13 protein-coding genes are annotated in these 14514 nt (G+C 63.6%); 8 read left to right on the forward strand and 5 right to left on the reverse strand.

Translation table 11 applies throughout. The features are described from left to right. The first annotated feature begins 25 nt into the window (after nucleotides 1-25). The 7 genes from nfsB (at nucleotide 26) to WK25_RS17715 (ending at nucleotide 7554) form a co-directional block, all read left to right on the forward strand. A complete protein-coding gene (nfsB, locus tag WK25_RS17685) occupies nucleotides 26-679 on the forward strand; it encodes an oxygen-insensitive NAD(P)H nitroreductase (protein ID WP_069242240.1) in 654 nt (217 codons plus the stop codon). A 70-nt stretch (nucleotides 680-749) separates the two neighbouring features. After that, nucleotides 750-1673: a DMT family transporter gene (locus tag WK25_RS17690; RefSeq protein WP_069242241.1), complete on the forward strand. Its 924-nt coding sequence runs from the start codon at nucleotides 750-752 to the stop codon at nucleotides 1671-1673. A 27-nt stretch (nucleotides 1674-1700) separates the two neighbouring features. Continuing rightward, complete coding sequence (locus WK25_RS17695) at nucleotides 1701-2462, forward strand: glycine betaine ABC transporter substrate-binding protein (RefSeq protein ID WP_038570994.1); 762 nt, start codon at nucleotides 1701-1703, stop codon at nucleotides 2460-2462. Nucleotides 2463-2699: 237 nt separating this feature from the next. Beyond that, nucleotides 2700-3500, forward strand: a complete 801-nt coding sequence (locus tag WK25_RS17700) for an SDR family NAD(P)-dependent oxidoreductase (protein ID WP_069242242.1) — start codon at nucleotides 2700-2702, stop codon at nucleotides 3498-3500. A gap of 56 nt (nucleotides 3501-3556) precedes the next feature. Continuing rightward, nucleotides 3557-4318, forward strand: a complete 762-nt coding sequence (locus WK25_RS17705) for an SDR family oxidoreductase (RefSeq protein WP_069242243.1) — start codon at nucleotides 3557-3559, stop codon at nucleotides 4316-4318. Between the two features lie 42 nt (nucleotides 4319-4360). Beyond that, on the forward strand, nucleotides 4361-5725 hold the full coding sequence (locus tag WK25_RS17710) for an FAD-dependent oxidoreductase (RefSeq protein ID WP_069242244.1): 1365 nt from the start codon (nucleotides 4361-4363) through the stop codon (nucleotides 5723-5725). 500 nt (nucleotides 5726-6225) lie between these two features. After that, nucleotides 6226-7554 (forward strand): MFS transporter, encoded by a 1329-nt coding sequence (locus WK25_RS17715; protein WP_069242245.1) that lies wholly within the window; start codon nucleotides 6226-6228, stop codon nucleotides 7552-7554. Between the two features lie 60 nt (nucleotides 7555-7614). Here WK25_RS17715 and WK25_RS17720 read toward each other — a convergent pair whose 3' ends face one another. The 5 genes from WK25_RS17720 to WK25_RS17740 all read right to left on the reverse strand — a co-directional run bounded on the left by WK25_RS17720 (nucleotide 7615) and on the right by WK25_RS17740 (nucleotide 13186). Beyond that, the gene (locus WK25_RS17720) at nucleotides 7615-8259 is read right to left on the reverse strand and encodes a response regulator transcription factor (protein WP_038571007.1); all 645 of its coding nucleotides are present in this window, start codon (nucleotides 8257-8259) and stop codon (nucleotides 7615-7617) included. Beyond that, nucleotides 8256-10154 (reverse strand): PAS domain-containing sensor histidine kinase, encoded by a 1899-nt coding sequence (locus WK25_RS17725; protein ID WP_069242246.1) that lies wholly within the window; start codon nucleotides 10152-10154, stop codon nucleotides 8256-8258. Before WK25_RS17725 ends, WK25_RS17720 begins: the two co-directional genes overlap by 4 nt. Before the next feature lie 30 nt (nucleotides 10155-10184). Then, nucleotides 10185-10565, reverse strand: a complete 381-nt coding sequence (locus tag WK25_RS17730; protein ID WP_038571011.1) for a response regulator transcription factor — start codon at nucleotides 10563-10565, stop codon at nucleotides 10185-10187. Nucleotides 10566-10723: 158 nt separating this feature from the next. Next, nucleotides 10724-11740 (reverse strand): LysR family transcriptional regulator, encoded by a 1017-nt coding sequence (locus tag WK25_RS17735; RefSeq protein ID WP_038571013.1) that lies wholly within the window; start codon nucleotides 11738-11740, stop codon nucleotides 10724-10726. Between the two features lie 612 nt (nucleotides 11741-12352). Then, on the reverse strand, nucleotides 12353-13186 hold the full coding sequence (locus WK25_RS17740; protein ID WP_069242247.1) for an SDR family oxidoreductase: 834 nt from the start codon (nucleotides 13184-13186) through the stop codon (nucleotides 12353-12355). 101 nt (nucleotides 13187-13287) lie between these two features. Between WK25_RS17740 and WK25_RS17745 the strand changes: the two genes are divergently transcribed. Then, complete coding sequence (locus tag WK25_RS17745; RefSeq protein WP_069242248.1) at nucleotides 13288-14214, forward strand: LysR family transcriptional regulator; 927 nt, start codon at nucleotides 13288-13290, stop codon at nucleotides 14212-14214. Nucleotides 14215-14514 lie beyond the last annotated feature (300 nt).

Raw genomic sequence — 14514 nt, forward strand, 5'->3', positions numbered from 1 at the left:
TTAACGACAACCGGAGTTTTTCGCAATGAACCTCGCCGACGCCGTCCATGCACGCCATACCGTGAAGGCCTTCGACAGCGGCAAATCGCTGCCGCAAACGGAGGTCGACACCCTGCTCGCGCTGCTCCACCAGTCGCCGTCCTCGGTGAATTCCCAGCCGTGGCATTTCGTCGTCGCGGCGACGCCCGAAGGCCGTGCGCGAATTGCCGCCGCCACGACCGGCACCTATGCGTACAACGCGCCGAAGGTCGTCAATGCATCGCACGTGATCGCGATGTGCATGCGCATCGACATGGACGACACACACCTGCAGACGATCCTGGAGCGTGAGTCCGCCGACGGCCGCTTCAAGACCGCCGAGATGCGCGCCGCCCAGGACAAGAGCCGGCGCTCGTACGTAGACATGCACAAGTACGAGCTGCGCGATACGGCGCAGTGGATGGAAAAGCAGGTGTACCTCGCGCTGGGCGGCCTGTTGCTAGGCGCGGCCGTGCTGGGCGTCGACGCCACACCGATGGAGGGCTTCGACAGCCGCGCGCTCGATGTGACCCTCGGCCTGCGCGAACGCGGTTTGACGAGCGTCGTACTGGTATCGCTCGGATTCCGCAGCGACGAGGACTTCAACGCCGAGCTCCCCAAGTCGCGGCTGCCGCGCGAGCGGATATTCACCTTCATCTGATCGTTCGACTTCGACGCGCGTTCGCCGCCGCCATGCGGCGTCGGCTCGCATCACCCCGAGGAGCGTCATCATGTCCGAGCTGGTTCGCGTGGAGCCGCAGAGCCGCACCGCGGCGGCGCCGCAGTCCAAATACGGCGGTGCGACGATATTGGGCGCCGCCATCCTGTTGTGGGGCGCCAACTGGCCCGCGATGAAGTTGGGCCTCGCGCACATCACGCCGCTGTGGCTGTCGGCGATGCGTTTCGCATCCGGCGCGCTCTGCCTGTTCGCGGTGCAGGCCGCGACCGGTACGCTCAGGATCCCGAAGCGCGGCGATCTGCCGTTTCTGGCCAGCGTCGGCGCCCTTCAGATGCTCGCCTTCACCGCGTTGAGCGCCATTGCGCTGCATCGCGTGGGCGCCGGCCGCTCGGCGGTGCTCGCGTATACGACGCCGATCTGGGTCACGCCCGTGTCGGTCCTCGTTTTTCGCGAGCGGCTTTCCCGGCGCACGGCGCTCGGCACGACGCTCGGCATCGCGGGCGTGCTGTTGCTGTTCAACCCGCTCGACGTCGACTGGCACGATCATCGGGCCGTGCTGGCGAACGTCATGTTGCTTGCAGCTTCGTTGTGTTGGGCGGTCTGCATCCTGCATCTGCGGCATTTCCGCAGCGAATCGAGCGCGTATGTGCTCGCCCCGTGGCAGATGCTCGTAGCGGCAGTACCGCTGGTCGTACTCGCGGTAATCGTCGAAGGGCGGTACACCGGCGATGGCAGCATCGCATTGACATCGGCGCTGCTCTACATCGGCCCCATCGCGACGGCATTCTGCTTTTGCGCGGTGAATGCCGCGAACACGCGCATGTCGAGCACGAGCATGGCGACCGCGATGCTCGGCGTTCCCGTCTTCGGCCTTTTCACGGCAGTGCTCTTTCTTCACGAGCCGCTCACCCCGGCGCTGGCGACGAGCGACGTTCTCATCGTCGCCGGCATCGCGCTTTCCATTACCCGTCGCTGATCTCGATCGTCTACCCAGGAGAATCTCATGGCCGGTCACGTCCCGCCGCAATCCGCGCTCACGCTGGTTACCATCGATCTGTCGTTTCATCGTGCGGCGTCCGCCGTCGTGCGGCGAATATTGAACGCGCATGGCGTTACGGTCCAGGAAGTTTTCGCGCCGCACGAACAAGCATTCCGGCTGCTGCGCGAAGGAAAGGCCGACATGCTGAGCAGCGCGTGGCTGCCGAGCAGCCACAGCATTTATCTCGCACCGTTTGAGCATGACGTCGAGAAAATCACGGTTCTTTATCGGCCATACGCGTTGTGGGGCGTGCCGGATTACGTTCCGGCCAGCGCAGTGCGCGCGATTCCCGATCTGAAACGGCCCGATGTCGCCGCCCGGATGGTCAAGCGGATTCAGGGCATCAATCCTGGCGCGGGCATCAGCCGCTTTTCGCGCGAAATCGTTACGCAGTATGGTCTGGACGACGCGGGCTATCACTTCGAGAACGGCACGCTCGACGACTGCGTTGGCGCCTTCGAACAGGCGGTCGCCGAGCGTCGCTGGGTCGTCGTTCCGCTGTGGACGCCGCAGTATCTGCATGAGCAATACACGATCCGCGAGCTCGACGATCCAAAGGGCCTACTGGGCGGCACGGACGACGCCACGCTGATTGTGAGGAAGGCATCGCTTCACGCGATCGCGCCCGCCGCGCTGGCCGAACTGCGCGCGCTGAACCTCGGCAATCGCGAGACGAGCCGGCTCGACTACGTGCTGTCACGCACCGGTGCGAAGCGGCCGAGCTGACGCGCGACGATCGGCGCCGCCAGATGCCGGCTCGCCGATCCGGTATTCATGCTGGATGAATTGAGTTTATGGGTGGGACTCGTTGATCGACCCGTCATGCGGCCAATACACTGCATCGCACTACGCCGACACGACCGAGGAAGCGCATGCAGCACGGAGCCACCGGCATCATGCAAGCGGCTCATGCACTTCCCTGACCTGTGTCGATCACTTCGTCACCCTCACCGGAGCAACAGCATGACGCAAGCACATCAAGGCACCGCACTCATCACCGGCGCATCGTCGGGCATCGGCGCAATCTACGCACAACGACTCGCACGCCGCGGCTTCGATCTCGTCCTCGTCGCCCGCAACCGGGACCGGCTCAACGACTTCGCGAAGCGCATCACCAACGACACGCAGCGCAATGTAGAAGTGATCGCCGCCGACCTGGGCGATCCGCATGCGCTCGCCGAGATCGAAGCAAAGCTGCGCACGGACGCGAGCATCACGCTGCTCGTGAACAACGCCGGCGTCGGCACGCACAAGCCGCTGCTCGAAAGCGACGTCGACGCCATGACGCGCATGATCGACCTCAACGTGACAGCGCTGACGCGCTTGACCTATGCGGCCGTACCGGGCTTCGTCGCGCGCGGCCGCGGCGCGGTGATCAACATCTCGTCGATCGTCGCAATCGGCCCCGAGCTGCTGAACGGCGTGTACGGCGGCAGCAAGGCGTTCACGCTCGCCTTCACGCAGTCGCTTCATCACGAGCTGGCGGACAAGGGCGTGCAGGTGCAGGCCGTTCTGCCGGGCGCGACGGCCACGGAGTTCTGGGACATCGGCGGGCTCCCGCTCGACAATCTGCCGAAGGAGATCGTGATGTCGGCGTCCGACCTGGTCGATGCGGCACTCAGCGGTTTCGACCGTCGGGAAGTCGTCACGATTCCGTCGCTTCACGCAGCGGAAGAATGGGACGCCTACGATGCCGCGCGTCGCGTCATGCTTCCTCATCTGTCCAACAGCGTCGTCGCTGCCCGTTACGCGGTCACGCATTGACCGTTGCCATCCATTTTCGTAGCTGCTTCCGTCACACATTCAAAGGAACGTCGATCATGAAACTCACCGGAAACACCATCTTCATCACCGGCGGCACGTCGGGCATCGGCCGCGCGCTCGCGGAAAACCTGCATCGTCGCGGCAACAAGGTCATCGTCGCCGGGCGCCGCAAAGCGCTGCTCGACGAGATCGCACGAGCGAATCCGGGCATCGACACCGTGGAGCTGGACGTCGGCGACGCGCAGCAAATCGAGCGCGTCGCACGCCAGCTGATCGCCGACTATCCGACGCTGAACGTCGTCGTCAATAATGCGGGCATCATGCCGTTCGACGATGCCGGTGGCGCGCTCGACGACGCCCAGGCCGTGCGCCTCGTGACCACCAACCTGCTCGGGCCGGTTCGCGTCAGCGCGGCGCTCGTCGAGCATCTGAAAGCGCAACCCGAGTCGTACATCATCAACAACAGCTCGGTTCTCGCATTCGTGCCGCTCGCGGCCACCGCGCTCTATTCGGCGACGAAGGCCGCCATTCACTCGTACACGCTGTCGCAGCGCTTTGCGTTGCGAAACACAAGCGTGCATGTTCTCGAGATCGCGCCGCCGTGGGTCGATACGGACCTGATCCACAAGAGCGGCGATCCACGCGCAATGCCGCTCGACGCATTCATCGCGGAGACGCTCGAGCATCTCGAAACCGCGACGACGGAAGTCGTGGTCGAGATGGCTCAGCCGCTGCGCAGCAACGTCGGCCCGAACGAGCATGCGTTCGTCGAGCAGTTCAATCAGGCGCTCGTCGACAACCCGATTCCGGTTGCATGAGTCGTTGCGGATCGACGTATGGACAACTTGAGGAGTCGCGTTATGGAAAGCCCCAGACATTACGAATACCTGTTCCTTGGCGGCGGCAAGGGTGGCAAGTCGCTGGCGATGGATCTCGCGCGTAGCGGCAAACGCGTGGCTGTCATCGAGCGCGGGATGATCGGTGGTTCGTGTATCAACGTCGCGTGCATTCCGAGCAAAACGTTGATTCAGAACGCACGCAACATGCACGCGTGGCGCACCGCTGCCGCGCCGGCGCGCCCCGTTGCCAACATGGCGCGCGTTCATGCGAACGTGCGCGGCGTCGTCGACGGGATGGTGGATATCAACCGCCGCGCGTTCGAGCAGTCCGGCCTCGAGCTGGTCATCGGCTCCGGCCGCTTCGTCGCGCCGCGGCGGATTGCCGTGCGCGCTGCCGACGGCAGCGAGCAGGTGTTCGAAGGCGAGAACGTCTACATCAACACCGGCACCGTCGCGACGATTCCCGACGTACCGGGGCTACGCGATGCCGGCCCGCTGACCCACGTCGAGGCGCTCGGCCTCGACGCGCTGCCTGAAAAGCTGATCGTCATCGGCGGCGGCTACATCGGCCTCGAGATGGCGCAGGCCTTCCGGCGACTCGGCAGCGAGGTCGTCGTCGTTCATGACGCGCCGCGCGTCGCCGCCCGCGAGGACGAGGACGTCAGCATCGCGATCCAGCAGGCGTTCGAAAGCGACGGGATCACGCTGAAACTGTCCGCCCGCTTGGCACGCGTGGACGGCCGGTCCGGCGCCGGCGTCACGGTCGCGCTCGGCGACGGCACCACGGTCGAAGGCAGTCATCTGCTCGTGGCGACCGGCCGGCGGCCGGTCACGGACGACATCGGCCTCGATCTGGCCGGGGTCGAGCGCGACGAGCGCGGCTTCATCAAGGTCGACGACACGCTCGCGACCACCGCGGAACGGACCTGGGCCATCGGCGAAGTAGCCGGCACGCCGATGTTCACGCACGCGTCATTCGACGACTATCGCGTGCTGAAGGCCGGCATCGAAGGCCGTGGCGGCAGCACGGCGTCGCGCGTGATTCCGTACGCGTTGTTCACCGACCCGGAGCTGGCGCGCATCGGCCTGAACGAAACGGACGCCAAAGCGCGGAACACGCCGGTCATCGTCGCGAAACTGCCGATGGCGGCCGTACCCAGAGCGCGCACCAACGGCACCACCACCGGCTTCATGAAAGCGCTCGTCGCGCCGGACACCGGCCAGATTCTCGGCTTCACGATGGTCGGCGCGGGCGCGGGCGAAGTGATGTCGGCCGTCCAGATCGCGATGATCGGCAAGTTGCGCTACACGGCGGTGCGCGACGCGATTCTTGCCCACCCGCTTCTCGCCGAAGGCCTCAACCTGCTTTTCGCAACGATCAAGTAAGCCGCCGCTCGCCCAGATTGCCGGGTTTTCCCGGCAGGGCGCGCGGGCCCGGCCGGCTGCTTGCGCCGTCGCGACGCCTGATGCGTCGCGACGGCGTCGGCACGTCCGCACGCGTGTCGCAGCCGACATAAAAATGACTGCACTTTGCGTACTCGCGTCGCCGCTATCCGGTAAAATCCGCGGGCGAGTTCGAATGGCGCGTCGCCTCGGTCAACAGGCACACGGACGGCGCGGCAGTCGCGAGCTTCGAGAAAAACATGCGTTCGTCGATACCGACGCCCCGCCGCGGGCGCGTGGGCATCGACCGGGGGTAAAGTCGCCGTTCTTCCACTTGCATCCAGCAACCCGCTGCACTTCGTTACCGAGCGAACGACGTGCACGCGCAGGTATGCGTCGCGGCGTGGAAACATGAATTGCTGTTGGCATTCGATATCGACGATCACAGGCGTTGCCATGGACGAATCCGCGCGGCCTGGCTCGCCATGCAACGAGGGAACCTCTTGGATCTGAACGCGACGCGCTCATCCGGTGATCCGGCCGGCAGCGACGACCCGAACGACGAAGCGCGCGAAAATCGGATCGCGCGGCATCTCGCGCTACGCATCCTGCCGATCTTCATGTTCGCGTACGTTGCCGCATACGTCGACCGCATCAACGTCAGCTTCGCGAAACTGCAGATGGGCGTCGACCTCGGTTTCACCGATGCGGTGTTCGGGTTCGGAGCCGGCACGTTCGCGCTGGGCTACGTGGTGTTCGAGGTCCCGAGCAACATGATCCTGCAGCGGGTCGGAGCGAAGCGCTGGCTCACGCGCATTATCCTGTCATGGGCGATCGTGTCGGCGCTGACCACGTTCATCGCGACACCGAAGCAGTTCTATGTGATGCGCTATCTGCTGGGCGTCGCGGAAGCCGGGCTCGTACCGGGCATCGTCTATTACATCTCGCAGTCGTTCCCGCGATACCATCGCGCGCGGGTGCTGTCCACGTTCTACGCGGCGCTTCCGCTGTCCGGGCTGATCGGCTCGCCGCTGAGCGGCTTCATCATGGAATACTTCGACGGCATCGGCGGCCTCGTCGGCTGGAAGTGGATGCTGGTCGTCGAGGCGTTGCCGGCCTTCGTCGCCGCGCTGCTTTGCTGGAGATATCTCGAGGACGACGTCACCCAGAGCCGCCACGAAAGCGACGCCGATCGCGCGTATCTGAGCCGGACGCTCGCCGTAGACCGCGCGCTCGCCGCCTCTGCGAACAACAACCAGATGTTCGGCAGCTGGATCTTCTGGACGTTTGGGGTGATCTACTTCCTCGACGTGTTCGGAATATACGGCTACACGCTGTGGGCGCCCACGATGATCAAATCGCTGGGCGTCGGAAGGGATCTCTTCATCGGGTTGATTGCAGCGCTGCCGAATGCGGTCGCAATGATCGTGATGATCACGGTCGGACAAAGCGCGGATCGTCATCGCGAGCGCCGCCTGCATACGGCCGCCCTGTTCCTGCTGGCAGCGGCCGGGCTGACGCTCGCGCTCGTCTGGCACGGCAACCTGTGGCTGACCGTGATCGCGCTGTGCATCGCCAATGCCGGGTTGCTGTCCGTGCCACCCGTGTTCTGGGGTATGCCGACGGCATTGCTCGGCCCGAGCAACGCGGCGAGCGGCATCGCCTGGATCAGCGCGATCGGCAACATCGGCGGCTTTTTCGGCCCCTATGTCGTCGGCGTGCTGAAGCAGTCGTCGGGCAGCTTCGTGCTTCCCGTGTCGTGCATGATCGTGTGTCTGCTGGCAGGCCTGTGTCTCACACTGACGCTGCCGACGCACATCGTGAACCGATAGGCTGCCGGCAGCGCACGCGCCGCCGCAGCGCATCGCGCCGGGGCTGCGGCGCCAACACCGTCATTCCGATGCGGGATCCAGCCCCAATGCTTGCGCGCCAAGCACGAATTCGGGCAGCGTTCGCGCGCCCATCTTGCGCATCGCATGGCCTCGATGGATCTTCACGGTGATTTCACTGAGCCCCATCTCCGCGGCAATCTGCTTGTTCAGCAGGCCGCTCACCACGTACTTCATCACTTCGCGCTCGCGCGGCGTCAATGTGCCGTAACGACGGCGAACGTCGGCGAGACGACCGTCCGACTTGCGGCGCTTCTCGTCCTTCAGCAATGCATTCTGGACGACGTCCAGCATGTCCTGATCGCGGAACGGCTTGGACATGAAGTCCAATGCGCCGTTCTTCATCGCCTTCACCGACATGGCGACGTCGCCGTGCGCCGTGATGAAGATGATCGGCAACTGGAGATCGCCGGCAACGATCTGTTCCTGCAAGGCAAGGCCGCTTTGGCCTTTGAGCCGGACGTCGAGAATCAGGCAGCTCGGCACATCGCGCTTGTCGAAATCGAGAAACTCCTGAGCCGAACCGAAGAGTTCCACGCCAAGACCGACAGAGCGAAACAGCCGGCCGAGCGCATTGCGCATCGAGTCGTCGTCGTCGACGACATATACGACAGAGTTCGTTGCGATGAGATCGGGACCGTTGCTCATGGCTGCGTGCTTCCTTCGACTGGTAGAACGAACTGCATCGATGTCCCCTCGTTTTCTTGTGATTCGGCCCAGATGCGGCCACCATGCCCTTCGACGATCGAACGGCAGATCGACAGGCCCATTCCCATGCCCTCCTTCTTGGTCGTGAAGAACGGCGTAAACAGCGAATCGGCGTCTTGCCTTCTGATGCCGTGACCGGCGTCATCCACCCTCACCTGCACGGACGTGCCGTCAACGAGCCGCGTCGACACGGCCAGCGTGCGCCTGCGGTCCGCGACGCCGCTCATCGCCTGCACCGCGTTCATCAGAAGATTGATGATCACCTGCTGCAACTGCACACGATCGCCGCGCACCCACAGCGACGGCTGGCAGTTCTGCGCGACTTCGACGTCGTGGCTCTGCAGCTCGCGGCGCATCAGATCGATCGATTGCTCGACGATCGACGTCACGTCGACGCGCGCGTCGTCCCGGTCGTTGCGCTTCGCCATCGCACGAATCTGCCGAATGATGTCCGTCGCGCGCCGCGCGTCGTCGGTCATCTGTTCGATCGAATCCCGCACCTCGTCGAGGTCCGGCACGTCGTGGTTGAGCCAACGGAGCCCGGCCTCGCCCGATGTGACGATCGCAGCCAATGGCTGCGTGACTTCGTGAGCGATCGAAGCCGCCAGTTCGCCGAGCATCGTGACCCGCGTGACGTGGGCCAGTTCCGCGCGCGAGCGCTCGAGCGCCTGCTCGGCCTGCCGGCGCGCCTCGATGTCCGTATTGACGCCGTACCAGCGGCGAATCCGGCCGTCGCCGTCGCGCAACGGTGCGGCGCCGATGATCATGCAGCGATACTCGCCGCTGCCGAGCTGGACCCGCGCCGTCACCTCGAACGGGCTGCCCGACGTAATCGCGTCGTGCCACGCCGCCTCGAGCGTTGCGATGTCGTCGGGATGCACGATGTCGCGCCATACGTTCGTGCCGTCGCGCGTTCTCACGTCGTAATCGGTCCAGCGCCGATTGAGGTACAGCAGCCGGCCGTCTTCGGCGGTGCTCCATACCATCGCGGGGATCGCGTCGATCGTTGCCACCAGTTCTTCCTTCTGGCGGCGCAACTCGGCCTCCAGCGACTTCGCCTGCGTGATGTCGCTGTCGGTGGACAGAATCGCTATCGGCTGGCCCGACTTGTCGCGCGACACAATCCAGCGGCTCGAAACCAGCACCGTCTCGCCGTTCTTGCGCGTGCGCGTAAGTTCCCCTTGCCAGCTGCCGTCCCGGATCGTCGTGTCGATCAGCTCGGCGATCGGCGATGCGGCTCCGGTGCGCGTCAGCTCGTGAAACGCCTCGCCGAACGCTTCGTGCGCGCGCCATCCGTACAGGCGCTCCGCGCCCTTGCTCCAGAAACGGACTCGCCCGTCAAGCCCGTACACCACGATTGCATCGTGCGTGAGGTTCAGCAAATCGACCTGGTTTTGCAGCATCGCGCGGCTGCTCTGATTGCGCAGCGCCAATGCCGACACAGTCACGATCGCAATGACACTAACGATACAACGCGCGAGCGAACTCACCGCGATCTGGTCGCTTTGAGCGAGCAGAAAACCGAGGAGAGTCAGCGACACGCAGGCCCATGCCACGCCGACGGTGACCGTCGGGGACGCAACCGACGCGACCAGCAGCACCACGACGACATACAGCACGGCGACCGCGACGTCGACCGGCGCAAACGCATCGATGAGGAACACCGTTAAGCCCAGTGCAATCGCTACCGCATACACGACGTAGGGGCTCGTGCGCAATTGAGCGTCGACATTCGGGCCCAGCGCCGACGCGTGCACCGCCGCGAGCTCGGGCGGCGCAATGATGTGGTCCACACGTACGCCGCGACCCTCGCTCATCTGGCGATTGCTATCCATATCGTGACTTGATAAAAACGGATGTCCGGATTACTGGGGGCCGCTGTTTGCGGCGACGTCCTCGAGGCGCTCCTGGATTCGCGCCGGATCCACCGGTTTGCTGAACACGCAGATCGCGCCAAGCTTCATCGCTCGCTCGCGCGTTGCTTCGGACGGAAAAGCCGTGATGAAGATCACAGGAGGAGCCGGCCCGCGCTCCAGCAGGGTTTCATACATCTCCAACCCCGTGATGCCCTTCATATGCACGTCCGAGATGATACACGCGACATCCAGTATCAGATCGGCGTCGAGGAACGCCTCCCCGGACTCGTAGACGCGCACGTCCCAGCCCAGCGAGCGCACGAGACTGCGCGTTGCCCGACGGATGGACCGATCATCATCGACGATGGAAACAATACCTCGGTTCGACATACCAGCGGGTCCTTGCCCTTCAATTCAAAAAAATGGCGAGATCGCGCATTCGAGGTCCGCGGGCTCGACCGCATCCTATGCCGCCGGCATCGGCACGCAAACTATACTTCGGTATAACGCCGCGCCCGATATGCGTGCAGCCACCTGGTCTGTGCATCTCACGCCGTGGCCGACAGCTGCTGGAAGCCCGCTGTAATGAACGGCCGCTCGCTGTTCGGCGTCCAGTACGGTGCCGCGTCGCGCCTGCCGTTCGGCGCCGACGTATGGTCGAAGCTGGCGATTTCCAGATCGCGAAGCTGGGTCTGCATCCAGTCGATGAACGCGCGTATCGACATCGGCACCTGACGTCGATCCGGATACAGCACCGAAATCGGCAGCGGCGGCGGGCCGTACTCGCCGAGAATGCTGACGAGCGCGCCCGTCGCCAACTCTTCCGCGACCATCCGTTCGCTCACCTGCGCGATGCCGACGCCTTCGACCGCATATCGAACGGCCGAACGCACATCGTTGACGGAAATCCGCTCGGCCAGCTTGAGCCGCGTCTCGGCGCCGTCCACGGTGTAACGGAACTCGCGGACCGGACCGAAGCGCCGCGGCGTGTAATGAATAACGTCGTGGCAATGGAGGCCGTCGGGATCGACCGGCGTGCCGCGCGCTTTCAGATAGTCGGGGCTCGCCACCGTCACCGCATGGAACTGCCCGACGCGACGGCTGCGCAGCGACGAGTCCGCCAACTGGCCGACCACGACCGCGCAGTCCACGCCGTTCGCAATCAGGCCGTCCGCGTCGCCGCCGACGTCGACGCGCAAGCCCACTTCCGGATGGTTCGCACGGAACACCGGCAGGAACGGCAACACCGAATGCGCGACTTCCTGATCGAGATCCACCGCCAACCGGCCGCGCGCGACCTTCCCCGCGCCGCTCAGTTGCTGCTGCATCAGTTCGATCTCGCCGAGAATGCGCTGGCAGTGCTCCTGATACTGCTCGCCCTCCGCAGTGAGCCTGACACAGCGGGTCGATCGCTGAAGCAACGTGACGCCGAGATATTCTTCCAGTCTGCGAACCAGCGTGCTGGCCGACGCTGCACTGATACCGAGCATATCAGCCGCTGCGGTGAAACTGCCGAGGCGGGCGACGTGACTAAACACTGACATCGCGTGCAGGGTACGGTCCATGCTGTTCTCCGGAAATTGTTGCGGTGGAAGGATTAACCGGAAGTCTAGAGAACCGTCGGCCTCCGCAATATCACCTCGTGGGAGTTTGGACCTTATACGATAGTGTTAGCCGCCACACCATCGACCCGGCGAAATCGCACGGCGGTACGTGGAATTGAACGGGTGATCGCTGCTGGTCACACGCAATCCGGCGCAGGGTCGCCTGGCCGGCTACTGACGGCCCGTGGATTTCCGATTCGTCACGTCGCCCAAATCCATTGGCCCGCAACGTAACTTTTGGCCGTTCTGACGAGTTCGCTTCCGAGCGGGATGCTCGCCCCGATTCCATTCAACACTGATGTCAGGGTAAACCGGTTATTCCTTCAAGGAACGCTTATGCCGGGCGTGCGCCACAAGCGACGGCCCGGCTGTTCGAAAGAGCGCGGTTTGCGCCCCTCTCTCTTGCGACAGTTCAACGCTCCCATGTTGGTGCAGCTGGTGCATCTCCTCTGACGTAGCGCTCGAGCACCGCATTGAGCACGCTGCGCTCGATCGAACCCTCGTCCGCGAGCGATGCTCCGGACCCAGCCGATGAGCACGATCATGCGTTGCCGCCATCCAGCGATTTCGGCGTCACGCACTGTCTGTCGACAGTGCCTGCTGCTTTTGGGCCTCAAGACCGGCGAGGCGTTCGCTGAGGGCTTTATGGATCATGTTGTGTGCATCGGTGCCGAGCACGATCCGTCTTGGCGCTGGGGTTTCGTGCGCGCTGGCGATAATCACGCGCACCATCTTCTCAAGATCGCCATTCGGCGCGAAAGCAGGATCGGCCAGCCGCGCACGCAGTGCGCCGATCGGCGAGTCCTTGTAGGCCGGCAGGTCTGCACCCATCCGGGCGCCGGCGGTGCATCGGAATGCCGTCCGCACACTGCCCGGCTCGACGATCGTCACGCCGATATCGAAAAACGCCACCTCAGCGGCGAGCGATTCAAAAAAACCCTCTAGCCCCCACTTGCTCGCATGGTAAAGCGACGCGCCAGGATGCGCGGCCTGGCCACCGTACGTAGACATCGCGACGATGCGCCCGCCACCCTGCGCACGCAAGTGAGGAAGTGCCGCACGTGTCACATGTATCGGACCGACCAAGTTGGTATCAATCTGGTCCCGGATTTGCTCGCTGGTCAGCCCTTCGGCCGGCCCGAACAGCCCATAGCCTGCATTATTCATCACGACATCGATCCTGCCGTATTCGGCAAACGCTTGCCGCACCACATTGGGGATGGCTGCGATGTCGGTAACATCCAATGGGAGTCGCCGAAACGATTCCGGGTAACGCGCGCGCAGGTCGTCGACGGATTGCAGTTCACGTACCGTACCGACGACACGGTGACCACGCGCGAGCAGTTGTTCGCTCATCTCGCGGCCGAAGCCGCTGTTCACAGCCGTAATGAACCACGTATGGGTCATGGCACGCTCCTTCAGTCGAATGGGAATCGGGTCATCACTGTATCCGCCGCTAAAGCAGGCGATAAGTGGTCTAATGCGGCATGTCTTGATGGCAAAAAACCATGAATAGCCGCCCCACTCTAAATGAACTGAGAGCGCTCAGCGCGGTTGTCAGTCACCGCAGTTTTCGAAAAGCCGCCGAAGAACTCGAGCTGGCTGCCTCCACACTTAGCCACATGATGCGCGATCTAGAAGAGCGACTCCGCGTGCGGCTGCTTAACCGAACGACGCGCAGCGTTTTCCCCACTGCGGCCGGGGAACGCCTCGTCACGAAGCTTCATCCGATTTTGCAGGATCTCGACAGCGTGCTCGCCGAGATGGATGCGAATCGCGATCACCCTACTGGCACATTGCGTCTCACTGCGTCCGAGACGGTATCGATGCTGCTTGTTCAGAAAATCATCCCCGAATTCCTGCACCGGTACCCGGAAATGCGCGTCGACCTCGTCGCCGAACCGGCCTTCGTGGATATCGTTGCCGAAGGCTTCGATGCAGGCTTTAGGCTCGGGGAGGCAGTGCCTCAGGATATGGTCGCGGTTCATTTCGGCGGCCCGTCTCGAATGATTCCCGTCGCATCCAAAACATATCTCGCTGCCCGCAAACCGCCGCGCACGCCAGTTGATCTCGCTGAACACCAATGCATTTGTTCCCGTACGCCGAACGGGCGGCCGTACAAGTGGGAGTTCAAGCGCCGTGGTCATGCAGTTTCGATTGATGTTCCGGGCCCACTGGTCTTGAACCGGACCGAATTGATGCTTGAGGCCGCACTACAAGGGCTCGGGGTGGCTTTCGTTCCCGAGCAGATGGCCAGGCCGTACCTCGATAATGGTTCGCTGAGCGCGTTGCTGAGCGAATGGTGCCCGACCTACCCCGGCTTGTATTTGTACTACCCCGGACGCCGACAAGTTCCCGTTGGTTTGCGCGCTTTTGTTGGCGTTCTTAAGGAGCTCGACGCTACGCGGTCGCATCGCGATGGTCCACGGGTGTAGGGCGTTCACAATAAGCGCTAGCAATGTTCATAGGCGCGCCAATATGTTCGGCAACCCTGCCGGCACCGGGTTCCGGGCCGCGAAAATTGTGGAGTTCGATAGCGCGATATCGCTCGCAGACCGGCATCGAGAGCCGCGTCCTTTCGGAAATCGCGCGCCTGGATACAGTTTATGAACAATCATGGAGTGTCTGAGCAGCCCGCTACGACGGCTTTCGCGGACACGCGCCGTCCCATGCAGCCTGAGCACCGCTAGCGCCAATCCTGAACACCAACCGTTGTCGTGGAGCATCCGAAAACA

It is taken from the genome of Burkholderia latens, assembly GCF_001718795.1.
Lineage (GTDB): Bacteria > Pseudomonadota > Gammaproteobacteria > Burkholderiales > Burkholderiaceae > Burkholderia > Burkholderia latens_A.